16 protein-coding genes are annotated in these 25,111 nt (G+C 67.9%); 8 read left to right on the top strand and 8 right to left on the bottom strand.

The window, feature by feature from the left end; all coding sequences use genetic code 11:
• Positions 1-202 precede the first annotated feature (202 nt).
• Complete coding sequence (paaK, locus tag ACIRP2_RS27245; protein WP_404254671.1) at positions 203-1,492, top strand: phenylacetate--CoA ligase PaaK; 1,290 nt, start codon at positions 203-205, stop codon at positions 1,490-1,492.
• A 132-nt stretch (positions 1,493-1,624) separates the two neighbouring features.
• Here paaK and ACIRP2_RS27240 read toward each other — a convergent pair whose 3' ends face one another.
• The 4 genes from ACIRP2_RS27240 to ACIRP2_RS27225 form a co-directional block, all read right to left on the bottom strand.
• A complete protein-coding gene (locus ACIRP2_RS27240; protein WP_404254669.1) occupies positions 1,625-3,124 on the bottom strand; it encodes an acyl-CoA synthetase in 1,500 nt (499 codons plus the stop codon).
• A 371-nt stretch (positions 3,125-3,495) separates the two neighbouring features.
• Positions 3,496-5,871 carry an Ig domain-containing protein gene (locus tag ACIRP2_RS27235; RefSeq protein ID WP_404254667.1) on the bottom strand — a complete coding sequence of 792 codons (2,376 nt, stop codon included), beginning with the start codon at positions 5,869-5,871 and terminating at the stop codon, positions 3,496-3,498.
• Between the two features lie 106 nt (positions 5,872-5,977).
• Positions 5,978-8,338, bottom strand: coding sequence for a discoidin domain-containing protein (locus ACIRP2_RS27230; protein WP_404254665.1), 2,361 nt, complete (start codon positions 8,336-8,338; stop codon positions 5,978-5,980).
• A 120-nt stretch (positions 8,339-8,458) separates the two neighbouring features.
• Entirely contained in the window at positions 8,459-10,807 is a 2,349-nt protein-coding gene (locus tag ACIRP2_RS27225) for an Ig domain-containing protein (protein ID WP_404254663.1), read from the bottom strand.
• Between the two features lie 466 nt (positions 10,808-11,273).
• On the opposite strand from ACIRP2_RS27225, the gene ACIRP2_RS27220 reads away from it, so the two are divergent.
• The 6 genes from ACIRP2_RS27220 to ACIRP2_RS27195 all read left to right on the top strand — a co-directional run bounded on the left by ACIRP2_RS27220 (position 11,274) and on the right by ACIRP2_RS27195 (position 19,254).
• Complete coding sequence (locus ACIRP2_RS27220; protein ID WP_404254661.1) at positions 11,274-12,077, top strand: FadR/GntR family transcriptional regulator; 804 nt, start codon at positions 11,274-11,276, stop codon at positions 12,075-12,077.
• Positions 12,078-12,522: 445 nt separating this feature from the next.
• On the top strand, positions 12,523-13,821 hold the full coding sequence (locus ACIRP2_RS27215; RefSeq protein ID WP_404254659.1) for an ABC transporter substrate-binding protein: 1,299 nt from the start codon (positions 12,523-12,525) through the stop codon (positions 13,819-13,821).
• The gene (locus tag ACIRP2_RS27210; protein WP_404254657.1) at positions 13,821-14,819 is read left to right on the top strand and encodes a carbohydrate ABC transporter permease; all 999 of its coding nucleotides are present in this window, start codon (positions 13,821-13,823) and stop codon (positions 14,817-14,819) included. Before ACIRP2_RS27215 ends, ACIRP2_RS27210 begins: the two co-directional genes overlap by 1 nt.
• A 38-nt stretch (positions 14,820-14,857) precedes the next feature.
• A complete protein-coding gene (locus tag ACIRP2_RS27205; protein WP_404255115.1) occupies positions 14,858-15,691 on the top strand; it encodes a carbohydrate ABC transporter permease in 834 nt (277 codons plus the stop codon).
• A gap of 153 nt (positions 15,692-15,844) precedes the next feature.
• Positions 15,845-16,840: an aldo/keto reductase gene (locus ACIRP2_RS27200; RefSeq protein WP_404254655.1), complete on the top strand. Its 996-nt coding sequence runs from the start codon at positions 15,845-15,847 to the stop codon at positions 16,838-16,840.
• 41 nt (positions 16,841-16,881) lie between these two features.
• Positions 16,882-19,254, top strand: a complete 2,373-nt coding sequence (locus ACIRP2_RS27195) for a hypothetical protein (RefSeq protein ID WP_404254653.1) — start codon at positions 16,882-16,884, stop codon at positions 19,252-19,254.
• A 102-nt stretch (positions 19,255-19,356) separates the two neighbouring features.
• On the opposite strand, the gene ACIRP2_RS27190 is transcribed toward ACIRP2_RS27195, so the two are convergent.
• From ACIRP2_RS27190 to ACIRP2_RS27180, 3 genes are all read right to left on the bottom strand, one after another.
• Positions 19,357-19,686: an L-rhamnose mutarotase gene (locus ACIRP2_RS27190; protein WP_404254651.1), complete on the bottom strand. Its 330-nt coding sequence runs from the start codon at positions 19,684-19,686 to the stop codon at positions 19,357-19,359.
• Positions 19,687-19,788: 102 nt separating this feature from the next.
• The gene (locus tag ACIRP2_RS27185) at positions 19,789-20,832 is read right to left on the bottom strand and encodes an enolase C-terminal domain-like protein (protein ID WP_404254649.1); all 1,044 of its coding nucleotides are present in this window, start codon (positions 20,830-20,832) and stop codon (positions 19,789-19,791) included.
• Positions 20,833-20,862: 30 nt separating this feature from the next.
• The gene (locus tag ACIRP2_RS27180; RefSeq protein ID WP_404254647.1) at positions 20,863-21,639 is read right to left on the bottom strand and encodes a FadR/GntR family transcriptional regulator; all 777 of its coding nucleotides are present in this window, start codon (positions 21,637-21,639) and stop codon (positions 20,863-20,865) included.
• Positions 21,640-22,064: 425 nt separating this feature from the next.
• Between ACIRP2_RS27180 and ACIRP2_RS27175 the strand changes: the two genes are divergently transcribed.
• Entirely contained in the window at positions 22,065-23,234 is a 1,170-nt protein-coding gene (locus tag ACIRP2_RS27175) for a Gfo/Idh/MocA family protein (protein WP_404255113.1), read from the top strand.
• Between the two features lie 107 nt (positions 23,235-23,341).
• Here ACIRP2_RS27175 and ACIRP2_RS27170 read toward each other — a convergent pair whose 3' ends face one another.
• Complete coding sequence (locus tag ACIRP2_RS27170) at positions 23,342-25,111, bottom strand: beta-galactosidase family protein (RefSeq protein WP_404254645.1); 1,770 nt, start codon at positions 25,109-25,111, stop codon at positions 23,342-23,344.

Raw genomic sequence — 25,111 nt, 5'->3', positions numbered from 1 at the left:
GTCGGCGCGGGGTGGCTCCTCGGCGCCTGCCCTGCGAGAACGAGCGGGCGCTCGTGTTCGGCACGGCCGATCAGGGCCGCCGCACACCGCTTGATCGAATGGAGTGCGTCATCCCTCTTGCCATCGGGCGGAGCATCCTGAATTACTGCTTCCGAACGATCGACCGAATGATCGGTCGCCTGCTCGGAAGAGGGAGATCCGGATGACGGCTCTGCTGGACGAGGCCGAACGAATGGGCCGGGACGAGCTGGAGGCACTCCAGCTGGAGCGGTTGCGGGCGACCCTGCGCCATGCGTACCAGAACGTCGGCCACTACCGGGCCGCGTTCGACCGGGCCGGGGTGGGTCCGGACGACTGCCGTACGCTCACCGACCTGGCCCGTTTCCCCTTCACGACCAAGGCGGATCTGCGGGACAACTACCCCTTCGGCATGTTCGCCGTCCCCGAGGAACGCATCCGGCGGATCCACGCCTCCAGCGGGACGACGGGCCGTCCTACCGTCGTCGGGTACACCCAGCGTGATCTCGACACCTGGGCGGACGTGGTCGCCCGCTCGATCCGGGCCGCCGGCGGCCGTCCCGGGCAGAAGGTCCATGTGGCGTACGGGTACGGCCTGTTCACCGGCGGCCTCGGCGCCCACTACGGAGCGGAACGGCTCGGCTGCACGGTCATCCCCGCCTCCGGTGGCATGACGGCCCGCCAGATCCAGCTGATCCAGGACTTCCGGCCCGAGATCATCATGGTGACGCCGTCCTACATGCTCACGCTCCTCGACGAGTTCGAGCGGCAGGGCGTCGATCCTCGGACGACCTCCCTGAAAGTCGGGATCTTCGGTGCCGAGCCGTGGACGGAGGAGATGCGGCGCGAGATCGAGGAGCGGTTCGCGATCGACGCGGTCGACATCTACGGTCTGTCGGAGGTGATGGGGCCCGGGGTGGCGCAGGAGTGCGTGGAGACCAAGGACGGGCTGCACATCTGGGAGGACCATTTCTATCCGGAGGTCGTCGACCCGTTCACCGGCGAGGTGCTGCCCGAGGGTGAGGAGGGCGAGCTGGTCTTCACCTCGCTCACCAAGGAGGCCATGCCGGTGATCCGCTACCGGACGAGGGACCTGACCCGGCTGCTGCCCGGCACGGCACGGGTGTTCCGGCGGATGGAGAAGGTCACCGGGCGCAGCGACGACCTGGTGATCCTGCGCGGGGTGAACCTCTTCCCGACCCAGATCGAGGAGATCGTGCTGCGCACACCGGGTGTGGCACCGCACTTCCAGCTGCGGCTGACCCGCGAGGGCCGCCTCGACGCGCTGACGGTACGGGCCGAGGCCCGCACGGGGGCCACCCCGGAACAGCGGACGGCCGCCGCGGAGTCGATCGCGGCGGCCGTCAAGGACGGGATCGGGGTGTCCGTCGGCGTCGAGATCGTCGATCCCGGGACGCTGGAGAGGTCGGTGGGCAAGTTCAAGCGGATCGTGGACGAGCGCGGTCGGAGTTAGGAGCTCTCGTCCGGGGGCGCTCGCTCCGACCGTGTGCTCGCCGAGTGCCACGGGCGGTGGCCCACCGGTGCCGGTGTGTGCGGGGCGCGGGGACCGAGCCCCGCACACACCGCAGCACGGCCGTCGGGTCTTTCATGCGAAGCGGTCGCGCAGTTCCCGCTTGAGGATCTTGCCGCTCGCGTTGCGCGGCAGTTCGTCCACGAAGAAGACCCTTTTCGGGGCCTTGAAATGGGCGAGCCGCTCGCGCGCGTGGCCGATGAGTTCGGCCTCCGTCGCCTCCCCGCGCAGGACGACCACGGCGGTGACGGCCTCGATCCAGCGCTCGTCGGGCAACCCGACGACGGCGGCCTCGGCGACGGCGGGGTGGGTGTAGAGGGCGTCCTCGACCTGCCGGGACGCGACCAGGACACCGCCGGAGTTGATGACGTCCTTAACCCGGTCGACCACGGTGAAGAAACCCTCCGTGTCGCGCACGGCGAGGTCGCCGGAGTGGAACCAGCCGTCACGGAAGGCTTCCGCGCTCTCCTCGGGCCTGTCCCAGTAGCCGGCGCACAACTGGGGCGAGCGATAGACCACTTCACCGGCCGTGCCGTCGGGTACCTCCTTGCCGTCCTCGTCCACGACCCTGGCCTCGACGAAGAGGACGGGCCGGCCGCAGGAGTCCATCCGGCCCTCGTGCTCGTCCGGTCCGAGGACGGTGGCGAGCGGACCGATCTCGCTCTGCCCGAAGCAGTTGTAGAAGCCGAGCGCGGGCAGCCGTTCGCGGAGCCGTTCCAGTACGGGCACCGGCATGATCGACGCGCCGTAGTAGGCCTTGCGCAGGCCGTCGAGTTCCCGCGTGGTGAAGCCGGGGTGCTGGGAGATGCCGATCCAGACGGTCGGCGGGGCGAAGACGCTGTCGGCCTGCCCCGTCTCGACGAGGTCGAAGATCCGGTCCACATCGGGGGCGTCGAGGATGATGTTCGTCGCCCCGACCGCCAGGTAGGGCAGCAGGAAGACATGCATCTGCGCGGAGTGGTAGAGCGGCAGCGAGTGCACCGGTCGGTCGGTGGCGCGCAGATCGAGCGCGGTGATGGCACTGACGTACTCGTGGACGAGTGCGCCGTGGGTCATCATCGCGCCCTTGGGGAGCGCGGTGGTGCCCGAGGTGTAGAGCAGTTGGACGAGGTCGTCCGCCGCCGGGGCGCGTTCCGGGGAGAAGGGGCGCGGGGCGGCGACGGCCTCGAGGAGGCAGTCCGGTGCGTCGCGCAGCGCGCGTACGGGGAACGCGCCCGGAATCCGGCCGACGAGATCGGGGTCGGTGAGGACGAGGGCGCTGCCGGACTGTTCGAGAATGTATCTGAGGTCGTCGCCGGTCAGGTTCTGGTTCACCGGCACATGGACCAGTCCCGCACGGGCACAGGCGAGGTATCCGATCAGATACGCGTCGGAGTTGTGCGCGTAGGAGGCGACCCGGTCGCCGGGGCGCAGCCCGTGCTCGCCGGTGAGGACCGCCGCCGCGGTGCTGACGGCCGTGTCCAGCTCCGCGTACGTCCAGGACCTCTCCGTGTACCGCAGGGCGGTGCGCTCGGGGGTGCGGCGGGCGCTGCGGGCCACGACGCCGTCGACTGTGCTGCTCCGTACACCTGTCATGGCGTGATCCTGTGCGGCCTGAACCCGGCGGTCAAGGGGTCGGATGCCGACCGGGATGTTGACAGGGAGGCAGCCGCCGGAGACCCGGTACTGATCCTGCCCGCCCAACGGGGTCTCCGGCGCCGCACGGCGGCTCGGCAGTGGTCACAGCACTCGTGGTCATGAACTCCTCCGTAGTGGAGACGTGTGGGAGCCCGGAGCGGGCGGACGGGGTGGTGGGTCGCGATCACGGTGTCGGCGCACAAGAACCAGGCGAGCCGGGGCCACGACATCTCTCCGGACGCCTTCGAAGAGCAGCGCTGAGGCGTTTCGTCACACCTCCATCGTGGCCCTGACTGTTTTCAGCGGTCAGGGACCGACCGAGGCCGTTGTCAGCCGCGAGTGATCTGCAGGCTGTACGTGACCTCCGCGTCGGGCATGATGCCGTTGTTGCGCGCGGTGATCGTGAACCGCTTGGTGCCCGGGGCGGTGGGGACTCCGGTGATGCCGCCGGTGTCCTTGTTCAGACTCAGTCCGGCGGGCAGCGCGCCGGATGTGACCTCGTACCGGACCGTCCGGGGCGAGCTGGAGGTGACCTTGAACGCGTACAGCTCACCCACGCGGCCGTCGGTCGGCTCCGGTGTCGTGAAACCGGGCTTCGGCGCCTGCACCGACTGAGCCTGGCCGACCGGACTGCCGGACGAGTCCAGTTCCTGCAGCGACCACTCCTTCCCCTCGGTCATCTCGCTCAGGTGCCAGTTCTTCTTCTCGTCGGTCATGAGCTGCTGCTGGGCGGGCGTGAAGGCACCGGCCTCGATGGCGGAGTTCCAGATCCGTACCGCGGTGAGGACCGCCGCGGTGTTGGATCCCTTGGCGAGACTGTCCGTGCTCGTCTCGAACCAGCCGAAGTTCGCCCCGACCGATGCGCCGAGGGCCAGGTTGTGCTCGACACCGAGCGTGCTCGTACCTCCTTCGATCGGCAGTGAACCACCCATGGCAGGAAGGAAGTTGGCCCGGTAGAAGTCGTTGTTCCTCGTCACCTGGGCATAGTTGGAGTCGGACCAGCCGATGCCGCCCCAGCTGATCCGCGACTGGGCGTACCACGAGTTGGACGACGGGTTGGAGGCCTCGCAGATGAAGCCGTCCCGGGAGTCGAGCCGACGGTAGATCCCGTTGACCAGGTGGGCGAAGCCCTGGCCGCGCCAGCCGCTCCAGGACACCTCCTCCAGTCCGTCGTAGGAGATGCTCCGTACACCGGTGGTGTTGGCCATGGTGGCGAGGCGGGTGGCGATCTCGTCGATGACCGGCAGGTCGCCTCGCGCTCCGCCGTACTGGTTCTCGCTGACCCGGGTGGCATCGGCGCCGGCGGGGTGGGCCGCCGCGGCCGATCCCCACTGCGCCCGGCCGACGCCGGTGAACTGCCACTCGCCGGCGCCGGCCTGCGTCACACCGGAGTACGTGAGGAACTCGTCGCCGATGCGCAGCCTGCGGCCGATGACATGACCGCCGCCCCCGGAGTCTCCGTCGGCGTACAGGGTCGTGTCCGACGCGGACAGAGCGCGGGTCAGCTGCACGGTCGCGCCGACCGTGAGACGCTTGTCGGCCGGTGCGGGAGAGATGTACGGGTCACTGGCCTGGATGAAGTTGGACAGGGTGTGCACGCCGACGCGCATGCCGCCCGCGGCGGCGGTCGCCACCAGTTGCGCCGCGGCGGCGTCCGAGCCGCCGAAGCCGCTGTTGAACTGGTAGTGCCCCGTCGACTTCCAGGGACCGGCCGCGCCCTGCACGGAGTAGACGTTCTTGATGCCCGCCTGCTTCGCGAACTTCATGGCGTCGGACAGGTTCGAGGTGCCGAGGGACGACAAGGCCAGGAACGGCTGCCGGGTCGCCCGGGCCGCCTTCTGCCACTGCCCGTCGATGGTCGGGTACGGCAGGTGCTCGCCCTGCGCGATCTGGCTGAGCACGGTGAGCACGAGGTCAGGGGTGCTGCCGTACACGGCCAGCTTCGATCCGAGGATCCGGCCTTCGAAGCCCGGCAGCGGACCGATCCGGATGCCGTCCTCGCGGGTCCTTACGGTGCTGTAGTCGTAGGAGTAGGCGCGCAGAATGCTGCCCCACGACGTCTTCGCCGCGGCGCCCCACTCGTTCTGCGTCCCGGCCTCCCCGTACGGCTTCGACTTCACCTCCGAGCCGAACCCGTACGCGTCGAACTCCTTGGGCCAGCCGCCGACGGTCTTGTCGTTGAGCGGGGTGATGCCGAGGGCGAAGCCGCTGTCGCGGACCACACCGACGGCCTCGCCGACGGTGTCGGTGACGCTGGTGGTCAGCGGCCCCCACAGCAGGGTGCGCACGTCCACGCCCGGTGCGGCGTCCAGACCGACGATTTCAAGCGTCGCGTGCGTCGCGTGGTTGACGACCTCGACCTCGACCGTCGCCCGGTCGCCGCTGAACACCAGCACGTGCCGGTCCCGCCGGGAGACCTTCACCTGGGTGGGGGCGTCCTGCTTTCCGTCGCCCAGGACGACGGACACCAGGGGGAGCGACTTGCCCGCCGACAAATGGTCGGTTCCCGTGCGTATGTCCTTCAGTTCGACGACCCGGCCTGTCGGGTCGAGACCCAGCGACAGGAATCCCGCCCTGATCCGCAACGGGCGGCCGGCCTGCTCCGTGAACGCCGGCCCTGCTGCTGCCGGCTGGGCGAGGGCCGGCGTCGCGATCAGCGCCAGCGAACTGACACCACCGACGATCAGGAAGTTTCTTCTGTCCACGATTCCTCCAAATCGGCATGCGTCGATATGTCTCGTGTTCTACGTGGACGGTGCAACCGGTTGTGCAGTGGTGCCGGCCGGCTCCGTCATCGGCCGGCACCACGTCTCAGCGGCGCGGGAGGTTCGTCGCCGGGCTCGCGGCCCGGACCTCGAGGCGCCGGAGCGAGTAGCCGAAGGACGACGTGCGCTTGATGCCCTGCATGCGGATGTACCGGCCCGGCACGGGAGCGAAGGTGAGGTCGTCCACGCGGGCGCCCGCGGGCTTGTCCCGGACGGCGGCGGCTGTCTTCCAGTTCGTCCCGTCGTCGGAGACCTGGATGTCGTAGTCCTTTCCGGACGCCGTCTCCCAGTCGAGCAGGACGCGGCGGACCGTCTGTATCTGGCCCAGGTCCACCTGGATCCACTCGCCGTCACGGTAGGCACTGGCCCAGCGGCTCACCGGGTCACCGTCGGTGGCATTCTCCGGTCCCAGGCTGGGCACTTCGGACGACGACGCGGTGGTCGGCCGGTGCAGCGCCAGATCCGCTGCGTCGAAGACGCGCATGCTCCACAGCGCGAAGCCGTCCTGCTTGCGGGCCGCTTCGGTGCCGACGAGACGCACGTACCGGGCGGTGACCGGTACGAAGGCGAGCGTGTCGGATCCCGCGGACGCGCGGTCCGTGCGGCGGGCGACCGTGCTCCAGGTCGTACCGTCGCCGGACACCTGGATCGCGTAGTCACGGCCGTGTGCGGGCGCCCAGTCCAGGTCGGCCCTGGTGACGATCTCGGGGCGGCCGAGGTCCACGCGGAGCCAGGCGTGATCTCCCGGGCCGCTCTGCCACTTGGTGGTGCTCACCCCGTCGAACGCCGCGTCGGCCGTGCCCGCGGACGCGGACGCCGGCTTGCCCGCGCTCAGCTCACTGTTGGCCGGGGTGGCGAGTGTCGTGGCGACCTCGGTCAGCCCCGTACCCACGCCGAGCTTGCGCACGGTCGACATGAAATCGCTGAACGAAACACCCGAGTCGGGGCCGCTCCACATCTTCTGCGCGAGGACGCCGAAGGTGGGCTCGACCAGTTCGTGCACGTCGAGTTCGGTGTAGCTGGACGTGGTCAGGTCGTTCCACACCGAGGACATGGCTCCGAGGAGCTGGGGGTCCTTCGGCGCGACGCTCTGACCGTCGGGGAAGACGTTGGGTTCCCAGTTGTCGTAGAGGTACTTACCGTCCAGGCCGTGTCCGTGGTAGTAGCTCGCGAACGGGACGATGTAGAGCAGGGCGTCGTTGGTGTTGATGAACGAGTAGCCGTCCTTCTTGGCGGCCTGCGGGCCGTACCACGAGTTGTTCCAGCTGTTGAGGGTGACGTCGCGGTCGAAGCCCTCGGTGTCGGACGTCATCAGGGACAGGCTGCCCCAGGCGCGCGGATGCTTGCCGAGCGTGCGGATGTGGGCGGCGATCTCGTTGAAGTAGGTCTTGTAGCGGGGCTTGTCCGACCGGTACTCGTCGGCGCCGAAGTGCACGTCCGGGCCGCGGAACCACGGCGTGAACTCGTCGAACACCGACTTCATGAACGCGGTGGTCTCCGGCTTGGACAGATCCAGGTGGTCGGAGTCGCCGTTGTTGAGGCCCAGGGACGGCTTGAACCGGATGAACGCGAGCGAATGGGCGGGGGCGTCGAACTCGGGGACGAGCGTGACGCCGTTGGCGGCGGCGGTGTCCTCGAAGGAGTCCCAGTCGTGCCGGTCGTACGCCCCGTCCTTCGAGGCCAGGCCGGACAGCGCGGGGTTGTCGGTCTTGAGCCGGAAGCCGGCCTGGGCCTCGCTCCAGGGCCGGTCACCCTTGAACCCGTTGTCGTTGAGGTGGATCTGGAACTCGTTGAGCTTGAACCAGCCCATGAGGCGGATGTAGTCACGAATGAAGTCCGCAGTGAAGAAGCGCCGCCCGACATCCAGCGTGAAGCCCCGCACCTTGTAGTTCGGCCAGTCCACGGCGGTACCCACGGGGACGGAGTCACGGCCGTCGTCGAGCAGCAGGATCTGCAGGAGCGTACGGGTACCGAAGTAGACGCCCTTCGCGGTCGGCGCGGTGATCCGCACGTTCTTGCCGGTGGCCGTGAAGGTGTAGCCCTCTTCCTCGAAACGGGCGCTGTCCACCGCTTCGGGCAGGGTGGGATCGATCGAAAGCACGATGTCGCCGCTGTGCGGGTGACGCGGCGACAGGGTCGGCTTGAGCCCCGTGACCTGCTCGATCTCGTCGGGGAGGGTGGCGAGTTGATCGCGGAGACGGTCGCGGTGCGCTCCGGCGAACACGATGCGGCTGTACCGGCTCAGCTCGAAGAATCCGGTGCGGCCCTGCCACTTCTGGAGGGCGGGCACCACTGCGGGTTTCGCGTTGACCTGGTCGGGGGCGGCGCTCGCCGGTGTGGCGGGGGCGGCGAGGGCGAGCAAGGAGACCATCAGCGCGAGAAGGCACAACAGCTGTCTTGGACGCACTCTCATATGAAACTCCAAGCGTTCTCGATGGATTCGTTCCTGGAGGTTCGTGCGGGTGACGCGACGGGGAGCAGGTGCCGGCCGTGCCGTGCCCCGACCGAGGCCGGGGCACGGCAGCGGTCAGGGCCGGGTCGTCACCTTGTAGGTGGTCCTCGCGTCGGCGACGATCCCGCCGTTCTTTGCTGTGACGGTGAACTTGCTGGTGCCGGTGGCAGTCGGGATTCCGGTGATGCCACCGGTGTCCTGGTTGAGGGTCAGGCCGCGCGGGAGGCGGCCGTCGGTGACCTCGTAGCGGATGGTCCGCGGAGTCGTCGAGGTCACCTTGAAGGCGTACAGCTTTCCGACCCGGGCGTCCGTAGGCTCCGACGTGGCGAAACCCGGCGTCGGGGCCTTGACCGACTGCGGGTCACCGATCGGCTGACCGGACGTGTCCATCTCCTGCAGCGTCCACTCGGCGTCCGGCGTGACCTCGCTCAGGTGCCAGTGCCTGCTCGCAACGCCCAGCTGCTTCTTCTGCTCGGCAGTGAACGCGCCGGATGCTCGGGCGGACTCCCACATCCGGACGGCGGCAAGCAGCACTGCGGTGTTCTGCCCGGACTGGAGACTGCTCACGCTGGTCTCGAAGTTGATGCCGGCGTCGAGGGATGCCGCGTGCGCCAGGGTGTCCTCGATCTTCTGCAGGGCGTCGCCGCCCGAGAGCCCCTGCTGGCCCATCATCCCGGGCAGGTAGTTCGCCCGGTAGAAGGTGTTGCTGCGGATGATCTGGGCGTAGCTCGTGGGGCCGATCTCACCCCAGCTCGCCCTGGACTGCGCGTCCCAGGTGTTCGACGCGAGGTTGCTGCACTCGGTGATGAAGTTCTTGGTGGTGACCTGCCGGTGGACGCCGTTGACGAGCCGTGCGAAGCCGTAGCCGCCCCAGCCGTTGTAGCCGGTGCCTTCAAGCCCGTCGTAGGACGTGGCGTGGACGCCGCTGGTGTTGTAGGCGGTGGCCAGCCGGGTCGCGATCTCGTCGGTGATCGGCAGACCGGCCAGCGCGCCGCCGTAGCCGTTCTGGATGAGCCGGGCGACGGTGGTACCGGCCGGGTGGTCGTTGGCGGCCGAGGACCACTGTGCCCGGCTCAGGCCGCCGACCTGCCACTCGGTGTTGCTGACCTTGGTGACGGAACCGTAGGTGATGAACTCTTCGCCGATGCGCAGCCGTTGACCGTCGACGCCGAAGGCCAGCAGGCCGCTGGCATCCACGTACAGTGTGGTGTCCGACCCGGCCAGCGGGCGGGTGAGCCGGGCGGAGCCGCCCACCGCGAGCCGTGGATCGGCCGGCGCCTTCACGTACGGGTCGTTGGCATCGATGAAGGTGGACAGGGTGTGCACCCCGACCTCGATGCCCTCCTTCGCCGCTGCGGCCACCAACTGGGCGGCCGCCGCGTCCGATCCGCCGAAGGAACCGTTGAACTGGTAGTGCCCGTGCGACACCCAAGGCCCGTTGCCGCTGATCGCGTAGATGTTCCGCACCCCGGCCTGCGCGGCGAGCCCGGCGGCCGCGGTGACGTTGCCGGTGTTGAGGTCGTGGACCCAGAAGTGGGTCTGCGAGGTGCGCTGGGCCACCTTCTGCCACTGGCCGTCCAGGGTGGGGTACGCCTGGTCGTGCTCCTTGGCGATCTGGCTGAGCACGGTCAGAGCGAGATCCGGCGCACTGCCGAACAGGGCGATCTTCGACCCGACGATCCGGCCCTCGGGCGCGGGCAGCGGGCCGAGCGGGATCTCGTAACCGTTGGTGCGCTGCCGGACCCGTACCTTGCTGTAGTCGTAGGTGGTGGCGCGCAGGACGCTGCCCCACGTGGTCTTCGCGGCGACGTTGCTCGCCAGCCACTCGTCCTTCGCGCCGGTCTGGAGCCCGTACGGATTCCAGACGAGATCGGGACCGAACCCGTACGCCAGATGCTCGTTCGGCCACCCGCCCACCGTCTTGTCGTTCAGCGGCCGGACCCCCATGACGAAATCGGAGTCGGCGACCACACCGGCCGTCTCGCCGATGGTGTCGTCGAGCGTCGTCGGCAGCGGACCCCACAGCAGCGTCTGCACATCCACACCCGAGGCGGCCGTCAGGCCGACAACTTCAAGTGTGGAATGCGTGGCAAACCCGACGGCCTCCACCTGGATCGTCACACTCTCGCCGACGAACTCCAGGACCTGCCGGTGGTGCGCCCGGTCACGCGAGACGACCCGCACCTTCGCGGGAACCACGTGTTTGCCGTCGGCCACCACGCTGACCAGCGGCACGGGGGTGTCCTCGGCCAGGTGGTCGGTGCCGTCGCGCAGGTCCACCAGGCTGTCCACGTACCCGGAGCCGCTGATGCCCACCGACAGGAAGCCCGCCTCGATCCGTAGCGTCGGGGACGTCCTGGTCCTGGCCGTTCGCGCGGCATGCGCGGGGCCGGCGGCCATGACCACGGCCGTGGCCGAACTCAAGCCGCCGGCAACCAGAAAGCGACGCCTGTCCACATGTCCTCCTAGGTGAAGTGACTCTCGATGACGCGCGGGATCGCTGATCAACCGCCCGTGAACAGCACAGAGGGGCGCAAGACCGGCAAGCGTCGAGCGACGAACGAGGCCACCTGGATAGTTCGTATTCTTCAGCGGGGATGGGTCGCGCTGTTCCGGGAGCGGGATCGGCGGACGGTCGTGAGCCGGAGAGCCCATAGGCCTGCCCGTTCAGGGAAGTACGCTTGCTTCTCCTGTGTAACTACCGCAGCACAAGTGCGGTCTAGCGTGCACGGCACGGAAGGGACCGTCAAGCCTTAGTTCGGATCTATTCCCGATGGTGCGGGTGCTCCGTGCGGCGGTCCGAGCACCCCTGAACGGGCGGCCCGGGAGGTATCTTGGGGGCCCAGCACTTGGCATTTCGTGACGGCATGCATCGGATACATGGAGCAACATGACTGGATCTTCCCGGCCCGCGTCCGCGGCATCGGAGACGGAGACGGAGGCGGCTCCCTACCGCCCCGGCTACGAGGTCGCGGCGGAGCGCATCCTGGAGTACGTCGCCCGGCAGGGGATGGGGCCCGGCGACCGACTGCCGACGGAGAAGGATCTGGCGGCCGAAGTGGACATGAGCAGGACGGTGGTGCGAGAGGGCGTCAAGATCCTCTCGGCCCTCGGGAGGCTCTCGGTGGAGAAGGGGCGCGGCATTTTCGTGGCGCATCCCAGGAACGACCTGTGGTCCGACACGTTCTCCCGGTTCCTGCCGACCGACCCGAGCCGCGTCGGCGAACTGTTCGAGTTCCGGCGCTTCACCGAGGCCGAGACCAGTGGGCTCGCGGCCGCGCGGGCCACTCCGGTTCAGCTCAGGGCGATCCGCGAAGCGGCGCAGCGCTCGGCGGAGGCCGCCGAGCGCGACGACCACGAGTCGTTCGGCCGAGCCGATGCGGAGTTCCATCAGGCGATCGGCGCAGCAGCGGGGAACGCATTCCTCTCCAGCCTGGTCGACGCGATCCAGCAGCTGCAGCGACAGGTCACCATCGTGGCCCTGGCCGACTCCGCACCGGGATCACTCGCCGGGGCCGCGGAGCAGCACCTGGCGATCCTGGAAGCGATCGGGGCCGGTGAGCAGGAACAGGCCGCCGCCCTCATGGCCCGCCATATCGACACGACGGAACTCCAGGTCCAGCGAGAGATCCGCAATCGCATTTTCGCCGCTCCCGCCGCTCCCGCCGCTCCCGCCGGCCGGGACGGGGCGTGACCGCGGACGACAGCCTCGATCAGTAGCGCCCCGCCTCCCCGCCCCGCCGCCCACACCGCAAACGACCGGGCGACGGGGCGGTCGATTCGTTGCCGGGGTCGTGAACCGCGCCACCGACGCGCCTCGTCCCTGCGAAGCGCATCCGTAGGGTCCGGCGAAACACTACCGGCATGTATCAGATCTATTACCGCCCTGACTCAGGCAATAACTCCGTCTCATCTCTTGACATGCTGTCGTGCGCGGACTTCCATACCCCAAGGTGCCCTGAGGGGCGAGCGCTGAGGACAAGCGATCGCCCCCGGGAGCAGCAGGACTCTGGGAAGAGTCTGAACCATGTGAAGGATTCGGTGGACGGTCGGCAGCGGGATTCCCTCTCTCGTCTCGGTACGAACAAGACAGCGACTCGGTACCGCCCCCGGACAACGACGGGTAGGGGAAGTTGGACATGATGCGCAATCCGATACTCACGAGAACCGCCGCCCTCGCAGCTACTCTCCTCCTGGCCGGGTGCACGGCCGGCAGTTCCGGCACGAGTGCGTCCAAGGGCGACGGCGGCAAGGTCACCCTGACATTCCTCACCTTCGAAACGCCCAACCTGGACGCGAAGTACTGGGACGCCGCGATCGCCCGCGCCTCGGCGAAGGTGCCCGGGGTGACGATCAAGAAGCTCGTGTCGCCCAGCGCCGACCGCACCGGGTACGCGAAGCAGCTCGACAGCACGGGCCAGTTCCCGGACGTCATGATCGGCCTGAACCCCGCCGGATTCGCCGAGGCGGGCAAGCTGTCACCGTGGACGGACAAGGAACTCGAGACGTACGAGAACCCCCGCGCCAACACCTACGACGGCAAGGTCTACCAACTGCCCTACGCCGCCCAGACAACGCTCGTTTACTACAACACGAAGGACTTCGCGGCGGCCGGCATCGACACACCGCCCCACACCTACCTTGAACTGCTGGACGACAGCGCCAAGTTGAAGAAGAAGGGCATCAACCCCTTCGTGGTCGGCGGTGGCGGCAAGGATTCCTGGGCCGACATGTTCCCGCTGATCTGCACGGTGGCCACCGACGTCTACAAGAAGACACCGGACTGGCTGTCCCAACGCGCCAAGGGCAAGGTCACGTTCACCGACCCGGCGTTCGTCGCCGCCGCCCAGAAGGTCGCCGGCCTCGCGGACAAGGGATACATCGACCGCGCCGGCCTTTCCCGCTCCTACGCGGACACCGAACAGGCCTTCCGTGACGGAAAGGGCGCGATGTATCCGATGGGCAGCTGGTTCTCCGCCTCGGCCGACACGAAGAAGCCGGACTTCGACACGGGCGTCTTCGCGTGGCCCACGGACCAGGGGGCCCCGGCACTCCCGGGCGTCCTCGGCGGCGGGATGACGGTGAGCTCCAAGGCGTCCGATGTTCCCCTGGCCAAGAAGTGGGCCAAGGCCTTCATGGAGGACCAGAAGAACCTGGACGCCGCCGTCAAGGCCGACGGGCTCATCATCGACATCAAGGGCTACAGCCCGCCCAGCACCATGGGCCCCGTCTACAAGAAGACCGTGGCGGCGTATCGGCAGGCCCAGAAGGACGACGGGATCGTCAACTCGTTCTCCCAGGAGACCGGTGACGGCTCCCTGCCGCCCGGCCTGGCCGACAAGGCCGCGGCCGGCGTGCAGAATCTCCTCGGTGGCCGCATGACAGCCCGTCAGTTCGGTGCCTACATGGACGAGCAGTGGGACAAGGCCACCCGATAATGCGCATACGTACCCTGACCCGACCGGAGGGTTCCGCCGCCGCGCCCGAGGTGAAGGACACGGCAGCGGTCCGACCACAGGACATCCCCGCGCGGCGGCCGTCGCGACCGTCCCGGCGCTTCCGGCCGAACGGCGGACCGGGCCGCTTCGCTCTCTTCGCGGCTCCCGGACTGCTCGCCTACCTGGCCCTCGTCCTGGTGCCGATCGGCATGACCGCCGGCTACAGCCTCACCAACAAGAACCCCTTCAACCCGCCGACCGGGTGGGTGGGCCTGTCCAACCTCACGAGCCTGTTCTCCGACGACGATTTCCTCAAAGCACTGCAGAACACCGTCGTCATCACCGTGATCGTGACGCTGGTGACCAACGCCGGCGGCCTGGCGATCGCCCTGCTGCTCGACCGGCGCGGCTGGCTGTACAACGCTCTGCGCAGCGTGTTCTTCGTGCCTGTCGTGCTGAGCGCCGTGGTGGTCAGCGTCATCTGGCAGGCGATCCTCGTCGACGACGGCCTGCTCAACTCCATGCTGCGGCAGCTGGGGGTGAGCCATCCGCCGGGCTGGCTCTCCGACCCGAGCCTCGCCCTCTACACGGTCTCATGGGTCATCGCCTGGCAGGGGCTCGGCTTCTGCGTGGTGATCTACCTGGCCGGACTGCAGGGAATCCCGCAGGAGTTGCACGAAGCTGCGGCCATCGACGGCTGCGGACCACTGATGCGGTTCCGCCACGTCACCTGGCCGATGCTGGCACCTGCCGTCACCATCAACACGGTCATGTCACTGATCGGCGGATTCAAGGCCTACGACCAGATCCAGGTGCTCACCAACGGCGGCCCCGGCCCCGGCACCACATCCACCCTCGCCTTCCAGGTGATCCAGACCGCGTTCAACGGCAACCACGTCGGCTACGCCTCCGCGATGGCCGTGGCGATGCTGATCCTGGTCGCGATCGTCTCCGTGATCGCGCTCGGGTGGCTGCAGAAACGCGAGGTGTCCGCATGAGCACGAAAACGAAGATGAACCCGGACCTGAACGCGAACATGAACAGGGGTGGATCAAGGGCGTGGATACGTCCGGTCGTCGCGCTCCTCGCCGGACTGCTGTTCTTCCTGCCGATCTACCTCGTGCTGGTCAACGTGTTCAAGGACGGTTCGGCGATCGTGTCGAACCCGGTCGGCCTCCCGGTCCCACCGACCCTGGACAACATCCAGAGCGTGCTGACGCGCCCGGACCACCTCTTCTGGTACGGGCTGGTCAACAGCACGGAGGTCACCGTGATCTCCATCCTCGTCATCACCGCGATCTCCGCCATGCTCGGCCACTACCTGGCCCGGTCGACCGGCGCCCTGTCCAAGGTCATCATGGTCGTCCTGCTCTGCGGCCTCATGGTGCCGCCCGCGGTGATCCTCACCCCGATCACCGAAGTCCTGCGCACACTGGGGCTGATGAGCAGCGTGCCCGGACTGGTCCTGGCGTACGTCGGCTACTACATGCCGTTCGGGGTGTTCGTCTTCGCGGGCTTCGCCAAGACGATCCCCCGAGAGCTCGAAGAAGCCGCGGCGATCGACGGAGCCGGAGCGTTCCGCGCCTTCTGGCAGGTGGTCTTCCCGCTGATGCGCCCGGCCTCGGCCAGCGTGGTGATCTTCCTCGGCGTCTGGATCTGGAACGACTTCCTCAACCCGCTGATCGTCCTTGGCCCTGCGGCAGGCACCACGGTGACTGTCGGCATCTACCGTGCCATCGGCGAACACCAGTCGGACTTCGGCTCGGTCTTCGCCTTCATGTTCCTGGCGACACTGCCCATCCTCGTCTTCTACCTGGCCTTCCAGAAGCAGTTCGTCAAGGGCCTCACAGGAGGAGCGACGAAGGGGTGAGACCGGGCGGTACGGCTGGGCATGTGACAGGGCGGGGCGGAAACCGACGCAAGCCCCGCCCCTCGTCACATGTCGTGGACTTCGGACACTCGCGCCCCTTCACGTCCTTTCACGTCCGTTCACGCCCCTTCAGCGAGAGGCACTTCTCACCGCATGCACCCCACAGCACCCGTGCACACCGCCACCGCCGTCGACGCACTGTCACTGGGTGCCGCCGCCCTGGGGAACCTGTTTCACTCGGTCAGTGACGAGGACGCGGCCGCCACCGTCGAGACCGCCTGGAACTGCGGCATCCGTGCGTTCGACACCGCTCCGCACTACGGACTCGGCCTGTCCGAGCGCCGGCTGGGGGACGCACTGCGTACCCGGCCACGTGCGCAGTTCACGCTGTCCACCAAGGTCGGCCGCCTGCTGCGCGCACGTGCCGGACTGCCCGGCGACGACCTGGCGAACGGCTTCGCCGTCCCTGCCACCCACGAACGGGTGTGGGACTTCAGCGCCCGAGGTGTACGAACCAGCGTCGAGGAGAGCCTCGCCCGGCTCGGCCTCGACCGCGTGGACACCGTCTACCTGCACGACCCGGACGGCCACGAGCGCGAAGCCTTCGACTGCGCCTACCCCGAGCTGGAGCGGATGCGCGCGGAGGGCACGATCGGCGCGATCGGCGTCGGTATGAACCAGACCGCAATGCCGACACGCTTCGTCTGCGACACCGACATCGACGTGGTCCTGCTGGCCGGCCGCTACTCCCTGCTCGACCAGAGCGCTCTGGCCGCACTGCTGCCGCTGGCGGCGCAACGCGGAGTGTCCGTGCTGGTCGGCGGGGTGTTCAACTCGGGCCTCCTCGCCGATCCCCAGCCGGGCGCGACCTTCGACTACGTACCGGCCCCGGCACACCTGCTGGACCGGGCGCTGGCCCTGCGCACGCTGTGCGAGACCTTCAAGGTTCCGCTGCGGGCAGCCGCCCTGCAATTCCCGCTGGGGCACCTGGCGGTCGCCGGTGTGCTGCTCGGGGCGCGCAGCGCCGCCGAGGTGACGGACGCCGCCGCGATGATCAACCACCCCGTCCCCGAGGAGATGTGGCTCGCCCTGCGTGCCGAGGGTCTGCTGCCGCCGGGCGTGCCGGTGCCTGGACCGACATCGATCTGAAACTCAATTCGCTGGAACACGCACACAAGGATGGTTGCAGAATGCTTGACAGGAGAAACTGCCTTTCTTTGTTGGCGGCCGCCGGAGTTGGAGCGAAGATCGCTCTCGAACCCACGGTCTCGCGAGCCCAACCGCTCGACGCAGGGGTTGCCGGAGCCAGTGGCCAGGCCGCGGAACTCAGCCGCGCTCTGCGCGAGTTGCACGGCTCCCTCCTGGTATCGATCCGGGAATATGACGGCACGACGCTGCGTCGGGTCCAGCAATTCGACGGCGACCTGCTGACCGACGGACCGCGACGGTGGCAACTGAAGTGGGATACGCGGCGGGTACCCGATGGTCACGGGTGGGAGGTCACCCTGACCTGCACCCTGGAGAAGGGGGCGGCGGAACAGACCGCGATCTCCGTGGATTTCCCCTTCGAGAGCTGGGAGACCGCCAACTACGTGATGATTCCCGGAATCATCTACAACGGCAATCGCTATCGAACCATCGGCAACGGATACAATCCGGACTATCCGGCCGACATGTACTACAATCCGCGGACACCGCTGACGATGTCGAACAATCCGCGACTGGCCGTCGACGCTGCGGCGCCTTCGCGGATCGAGCTGGCGACGTTCAGTACTGCCACCCCGGCGATGAGCTTCTTCTCGCCCAAGTTCCAAAAGGGATGGATCGTCCTCACCGAACAGGGAACCCGCCTGGGCAACAGTGGACTCTCGATAGAGGAGAGTGCGGGCAGGGAAAGCTGTGAATTCAGCATCTCGGCACCGGTTGTGCGCCGACAGGTGGCCGGTTTCGGCGATTTCCGGACAAGCGATGACAGGGCGTCGGACTGGGCTCACGGTGATGCGGTTTCGATTCGCTTCCAGGTCTTCACCTTCGATGCCGAAGGAATTCCGGAAGTCCTGCAAAAATTCATGGATGTGCGAAAGTCGCTCACCGGTCCCACCGCGCCTCGCAACCTGCTTCCGATGAGTAAGCTGGCCGAGCTCGGCACCAACATCTGCCGAGGCAATTTCACAGAGACCAAGGCAGGACGCTACTACCTGCCGGAAAACTCCAGGCACTTTCAACTGGGTTGGGTCAGCGGAATGATCAACACCTACCCCATGTTGGCTCTGAATGACCCGACGGAACGGGGCAGGGTCGCCGATGAGCTGGACTTCATCTGTTCCCGCATGAAGGGGCGAAGCGGATTCTTCTACGGCTTCATCAGCGAAGACGGAGAGATCCGATCGGAGAAGGCCCACCCCGACTTCCCTGCTGTGCAGGCTATGGTGCGCAAGAACGCAGACGTGCTCTTTTGGCTGATCAAGCATGTGATGCTCCTGAAGGCGCAAGGGCACGGCGGCACCATCAAGGAATCCTGGGAACTGGCCGCAGCCGGTCTGGCCGAAGCATTCACCCGGACCTGGCAAAGGCACGGAGAATTCGGTCAGTACATCGTGCCCGAAACGGGCGACATCGCCGTGTACAACTCGACGGCCGGCGCCATCGCCCCGGCCGGGCTCTCCCTGGCGGCTGAATACTTCCACCGTCCGGACTGGTTGGCCGCGGCCGAGGAAGCAGCCGAATTCTACTATGAGCGCGACATCAAGTCCCGCGGATTCACCAGCGGAGCGTGCGCGGATATTTCACAGGATGCGGACTCCGAAACAGCTTTTGGCCTCCTGGAGTCATTCATGGCGCTGTACCAGTACACCGGAAAGAAGAGATGGCTGATTCGCGCGAAGGTCCAGGCCGCTCTGTGCTCGTCCTGGACTCTTGCGTACGATCCGCTGTTTCCGGCAGGCAGTGATATCGCACGGCTGGAGGGAAGGATGGCCGGCGCCGTTTGGGCAAGCAGCCAGAACAAACATGCCGCGCCCGGTGTCTGTACGTCCTCCGCCGACCACCTGTTCAAGCTGTATCGAGCTACTGGGGACAAGAAGTACGCTGAACTCATCAGCGACATCCAGCATGCTCACGCCGAGGCCGTCAACATGCCGGGGCACATAACCACCGACTACCTCATCGGTTCGAGCATGGAGCGGATCCAGCCCAGCGATGCCGAGGGCAAGGGCGCCATCGGTGATTTCATCAGGACGAGAAACTCCTGGACCGAGACCAACGGTGTCTTGATGGCACTCGAACTTCCCGGAATCTACGTGCGGCCCGGGGAAGGAATTCTCATTCCCTTTGATCATGTCGAGGCCGAGCATGTCAGAGAGAGCCGTCAGGTCGCCGTAGTCCGCTTGACCAACAACACGGCCTACACGGCGCGGGTGTCGGTACTGGCGGAAACGGCGCGCCAATCGGCCCGCCCCCTCGGGTACACGGCGTTCCTCGATTGGCCGCAGGTCGAAGTCCCGGCGGGTGGGTCGGTCACCGTGCGGATCACGAGGAAAGGCAAGGTCGCACGTCAAGCCTGATCCGACTGAGCCTGTCCCCGTCCACGGTCTGTGACCCGCGGCAGGCAAACGGCGGAGGGGCGGACGCAGCGGCGTCCGCCCCTCCGCCGTTTGCCCCTGATGTCACTCGAGATGGAAGACTTCTTCGGCAGGTGCCCACCACTCGCCGTCTCCGACGCTGTCCAGTGGCCGCTGGCAGGGGTCGGTACGGGCCCACCAGTCCCGGGTGACCGGGCACTCGGCGATGAGTGCGGTGTCGGCCGTGTAGTCCTCGCCGGTGTACTCGAGGTAGCTGAAGAGCAGCCCGTCACGCAGGAAGATCGAGTAGTTGCCGATGTGGGCGCGCTTGAGGGTCGCGAGGACTTCGGGCCAGGCCGCCGCGTGCAAGGCGCGGTATTCCGCCTCGAGTTCCCCACGCAGGCGTATGACCGAGGCGAAGCGTTGCACGGGCATGGTGTGGCTCCTTTCCACGAGGCGCTGAGGTGCTGAGGCCTTGGAACCTGAGTCATCATCAAGGACGGGCCGGAGCCGCCCTGTCGGTTCGATCGGAAGGCGTCACCAGCCCGGTTGATCGAAGCCGATGCCGGGGGCCGACGGCGCCCGCACCAGCCCGTCGGCACCGACCGCCGGCTCGCGCTGCACGGGGTTGGTGTACACGAGGGACTCGTAGTAGGTGGTGTTGGGGATCGCCATGCACAGGTGGGCGTTGACCACTCCGCTGCCGTGCACCTCGGCCCGCAGGTTGTAGCTCTCGGCCAGGTGCGCGATGCGCAGGGCTCCGGTGATCCCGCCTTTGAGCTGCGCGCTGGTGCGGACCCGGCTCGCCGCGCCCGCCATGATGAAGTCACCAGCGTTGAAATGCGCGCCGTCGGAGGTCTCCGCGACCAGCAGCGGAATGTCGACCTGTTCGGCCAGCCACCGGTGGGCGGTCACGCTGAACTCGCGCATCGGCTCCTCGTACCACAGGTAGTCCGCCTCGGACAGTGCGCGGCCGAGGTACACCGAGTCCGCGAGGTCGAACCCGGCCGAGCCGTCGTACATGAGCGGGACGTCGTCACCGACGTGGGCCCGCAGCTTCTGGCACAGGTTCGCGTCGGCTCGCGGGTCTCCCCACGCGTGCAGCTTGATGGCGGAGTAGCCGAGCTCCAGACACTGGTCGGCCACATCGAGGTACTCCTCGACGCTGCCGAAGGTGACCGTGCTCGCGTAGGCGGGGATGGCCTCGCGGTAGGGGCCGAGCAGCCGGTGGACCGGCTGTCCGGCCGCGAGGCCGGCCAGATCCCACAGCGCGACGTCGACCAGGCCGAGCGCGTAGATGGGGAGCTCCTCTATGCGGTCCAGCTCCCACAGGCGGTGCCACAGCAGCTCGCGCATCAACGGGTCGCGGCCGAGCAGGTCCTCACGTATACGGCGGTTCACCAGATCGGCGACGATCAGCCCACGTCTCGTGCGCGCCTCGCCCACCAGGCCTTCGTCCGTGTGGACCCGCAGGATCCCGCCCACGACCGCCGGCTCCGATCCAGGCAACCCTGCCCGCCACCGGAAGGGCGGCTGAGCGGGCAGATCGACCAGTTCCACAGTCACGTCGGTGATTCGCATGGGTGTCCTTCATGGGTGGTGGTGTGGGGTTCAGGCGTTGGGGTGGCCCGGGGCGATGCGGTGCCGGATCTCTCGTTGGAACTGGTGCGTGGTCCGGTCGATGTGGTGGGCCATGAGGGTGTGCGCGTGCGTGGGTTCGCCGGTGGCGACGGCGTGGGCGATGGCTTCGTGCTGGGCGGCTGCGTCGCGCAGGGAGCCGCCCGCGAGGCCGGCCAGACCTAGGGCGGTGACCTGATGTTGCAGGCGACGCAGGGTGTCGATGGTGGCTGCGAAGAAGGCGTTGTTGGTGGCGGTGGCGATGGCGGTGTGGAAGGTGTCGTCGGCGTGGCTGAAGGCGTCGATGTCGTCCTGCCGGGCGGCACGGGTGGACTGGTGGGCCGCCGCGCGTACGGCTTTGACCTGGGCGGGAGTGGCGCGTTCGGCGGCCAGGCGGGCGGTGGTGGTTTCCAAATGGCGCCGGAATTCGAAGAGTTCGTCGACCTGACGCAGATCGGCGGGCAGGAAGTGGGTCAGGGAGTGCTGCCAGGAGGACTGGTCGGGCTGGGCGACGTAGATGCCGCGGCCCTTGTACACGGACAGCCGGCCCAGCGCGGAGAGGATCTTCACCGCCTCGCGGACCACGGTCCGGCTCATCCCCACCCGGTCGGCCAGGTCCTGCTCGGTGGGCAGCCGGGCGCCGGGCCCCAGGCCGGCCAGGACGAGGTACTCGAGGATGCGTTCGGCCGCGACCTCGTAGCCGGGACGGTATCCGGCCCCGTCGCCCGGGGGTTGCGGCGCGGGTGCGGTGCTGTGGGCTGCGCGGGTCACCGGCACTCCCCTTTCACGTCGGTCCACTTCTCCGTCGATCCATGTCACGGCGGTCCGGACGGTACGGCGGTCCACGTCGGGCTTGAGGTCGCCGAGCGACGCAGAGACGCACCTTTTGCGATATGTTTCAGATACATCAGCCAATCCGGGGTCAGTGAATCACATCCAAACTCTTGACGCCAGGATCCGGTGAACTCAGACTCGTTCCGTCCCGCACCGACCGCCTCACCCCACCTCTCACCGGGGCGGAATCCTTCTCCGCCCAGCCACAGCACCTCCGAGAGCGCGACCTTCCTGGCGGTCGACACCATCCCGACCCCCTCAGAACCAAGCGCAATCCCACCATGCAAGCGGATATGTTCCAGATCTATCAACTGGTCATCCTCGCCCTGCTGGGGTCGAAACCTTCTGAAAGGGAAAGCACCTTGGACGACATCAGGCTCGGCGTCATCGGCCTGGGTAATCGCAGCGACCTGGCCGATCTGGCGCACCAGCCCGGTTCGGGCTCACTGGTGGCCGCCGCCTGCGACCGCGACCGACGGTTGCTGACGCGCGCCGAACAGCGGTTCGGCACCCAGGTGCGGACTGCCGTGGATCACCGGGAGCTGCTCGACGCGGGACTCGACGGCGTGCTGGTGCTGACTCCGGACCACACGCACGAGGAGATCGGCCTGGACTTCCTTCAGGCCGGTGTACCGGTGTTCCTGGACAAACCGATGGCGATCACCACCGAGGGGTGTGACCGGCTGCTCGCGGCAGCTCACCGGCATCGGACCCCGCTGTACGTGGGCCACAACATGCGCCACATGCCGGTCGTGGTGGCCATGCGTGAACTGATCGCCAAGGGGGCGATCGGCGAGGTCAAGGCCATCTGGTGCCGCCATTTCGTCGGCCACGGCGGGGACTTCTACTTCAAGGACTGGCACGCGGACCGACGCCTCACCACCGGCCTGCTGCTGCAGAAGGGCGCGCACGACATTGATGTCATCCATTGGCTGGCCGGCGGCTGCACCCGGCGGGTGAACGCCATGGGCGGGCTGACGGTCTACGGCGACATCGACTCACACCGCGACCGCAGCGGGGAGCGGATGACCGAGTGGCTGTCCACGGAGAACTGGCCGCCGCTCAACCAGACCGGTCTCCACCCGGTGGTGGACGTGGAGGACCTGAGCATGATGCAGATGCAGCTGGACAACGGAGTTTTCGCGAGCTACCAGCAGTGTCACTACACCCCCGACTACTGGCGCAACTACACGGTGATCGGCACCGAGGGGCGGCTGGAGAACTTCGGCGACTCGAAGGGAGCGGAGATCCACGTGTGGAACCGCCGCTCCGACGGCCGCGCCGAGGCCGATCTGGTGGTGCCCGTGCACACACCGACCGGCACGCACGGGGGCGCCGATCCCGTACTGATGGCGGAGTTCCTGCGGTTCGCACGGGACGGCGGGGCCACCGTCACCTCGCCCGTCGCGGCCCGCGAAGCGGTCGCCGCCGGCTACGCGGCCACCATGTCGTTGCGGGACGGCGGCCGGGCCGTCGAGGTCGCGGCCCCGGACCGGGAGTTGGCCGCGTACTTCGGGCACGGCCAGAGCTGATTCAGGCAGGCGGAAGCGGGCGGAATCCCGTCGGCCCTCCGGGACTCGCTTCAGGTGGCTCCGGTCCGCAAGGAATACGGGCCGGAGCCACTTGGCACTCCGCCGGGTCAGTCGGTCGGGCCCAGATCCGGGACGTCGCAGAGCTCGATCCGCTCGCCCGGCCGGTGCAGTTCCAGGATCACGAGTTCATTTCGGCCGGCCCGCCACACCGGGGCGGGGGCGTACAGGGTGCGCTGGGGTCCGCGGTCCCAATAGCGGCCGAGGGCGAAGCCGTTCAGCCACACCTGGCCCTTGGTCCAGCCCGGCAGGGCCAGGAAGCCGTCGGCCGGTTCCGGTACCTCCAGCGTCGCACGGTGAAAGGCCGGGCCCTCGACCTGTTCGGCGGCCCCGAACCGCAGGCCTGCCAGATCGGTCAGCGGGAGGGGGCGAATCTCCCAGTCGAACTGGAACTGGCCGTCGATCCGGACGCCGCCGCTGATGCCCTTGCGATCCTCCAGCAAGGGGCCGTAGTTGATCCGTCCCATGTTCTCCACCAGCAGGTCGAGTTCGGCGCCGGTGTCGGGGACGCTGATCGGCAGCGCGTCGAGCGCCCCTGTCCGCTCCAGGACGCCCAGCGGCACTCCGTCGAGGAACACCTGGGCCCGGTCCGCGAGGCCGTGCACGCGCAGGGTCGAGTCGGGGAAGGAGCCACGGAGCCACGTGCGGTAGTGGATCAGCCCCAGTGACTGGCCCAGCACCTCCATCGGTTCCGGCGAGAGCCGCTGACGAGGAGTGGAGAGCACATCGAGACAGTCCGCCAGCGCCACCGCACCGTTCGGCCGTACCGTCTGCGGGGCGAGCCGGTCCGGTGTCGCAGGTATCGCGTACGGGATCGGGCCACGGTGCCGCTCGATCACCGCACGGAACACGTGGAACTTCTCGGTCAGCTCTCCGGCCTCACCGACCGGAGCGTCATAGTCGTAACTGGTGCAGGTGGGCTGGTAGTCGTTCTCGTTGTGGTTGGCTCCGTTCCACCATCCGAAGTTCGTGCCGCCGTGGCCCATGTAGAGGTTGACCGAGGCGCCCTGAGCCAGCATCCGGTCCAGCTCCCCGGCGACCTCGTCCGCGTTCCGTACATGGTGGTGCTCGCCCCAGTGGTCGAACCAGCCGTGCCAGTACTCGGAACACATCAGCGGGCCGGTCGGCTGGTGGCGGCGCAATGCCGCCAGTGACTCCTCGGGCTGTGAGCCGAAGGTCGCGGTCGCCAGGGTGCCGGGCAGCACGCCCCCGCGCAGCACGCCGTCAGTGGCTCCGTCTGCGGTGAACAGCGGGCAGTCCACGCCGCGTCGAAGCAGACCCCGCCGCAGATGGTCGAGGTAGGGGGTGTCATGGCCATAACTGCCGTACTCGTTCTCGACCTGGACGGCGATCACCGGCCCACCCCGACTGGCGAGCAGGGGGCGCAGGACTGGGATCAGCTGGTCGAACCAGGCGTCCACGGCGGCCAGGTAGCGGTCGTCGGTGCGGCGCAGCCGCAGCCCGGGATCGGCCAGCAGCCATGCGGGAAGGCCGCCGAACTCCCACTCGGCGCAGATGTAGGGGCCGGGTCGCACGATCACGTCCAGGTCGAGCCGGGCAGCGGTGCGCAGGAAGCGGGCGACATCGGCCTGGCCGGAGAAGTCGGTCTGCCCGGGAGCCGGCTGGTGCAGATTCCAGGCGATGTAGGTCTCGACGGTGTTGACGCCCATGGCGCGCAGCCGCAGCAGCCGGTCCTCCCACAGTTCGGGGTGGACGCGGAAGTAGTGGATGGCGGCGGAAACGATCTGGTGAGGTCGCCCGGCGCGCAGGAAGCCGCGCTCGGTCACGGTCAGTTCGGCGGTGGAACGGGGAGGGGTCAC

It is taken from the genome of Streptomyces sp. NPDC101194 (genome assembly GCF_044767885.1).
Lineage (GTDB): Bacteria > Actinomycetota > Actinomycetes > Streptomycetales > Streptomycetaceae > Streptomyces.
This window is presented reverse-complemented; position numbering and strand designations above follow the sequence as displayed.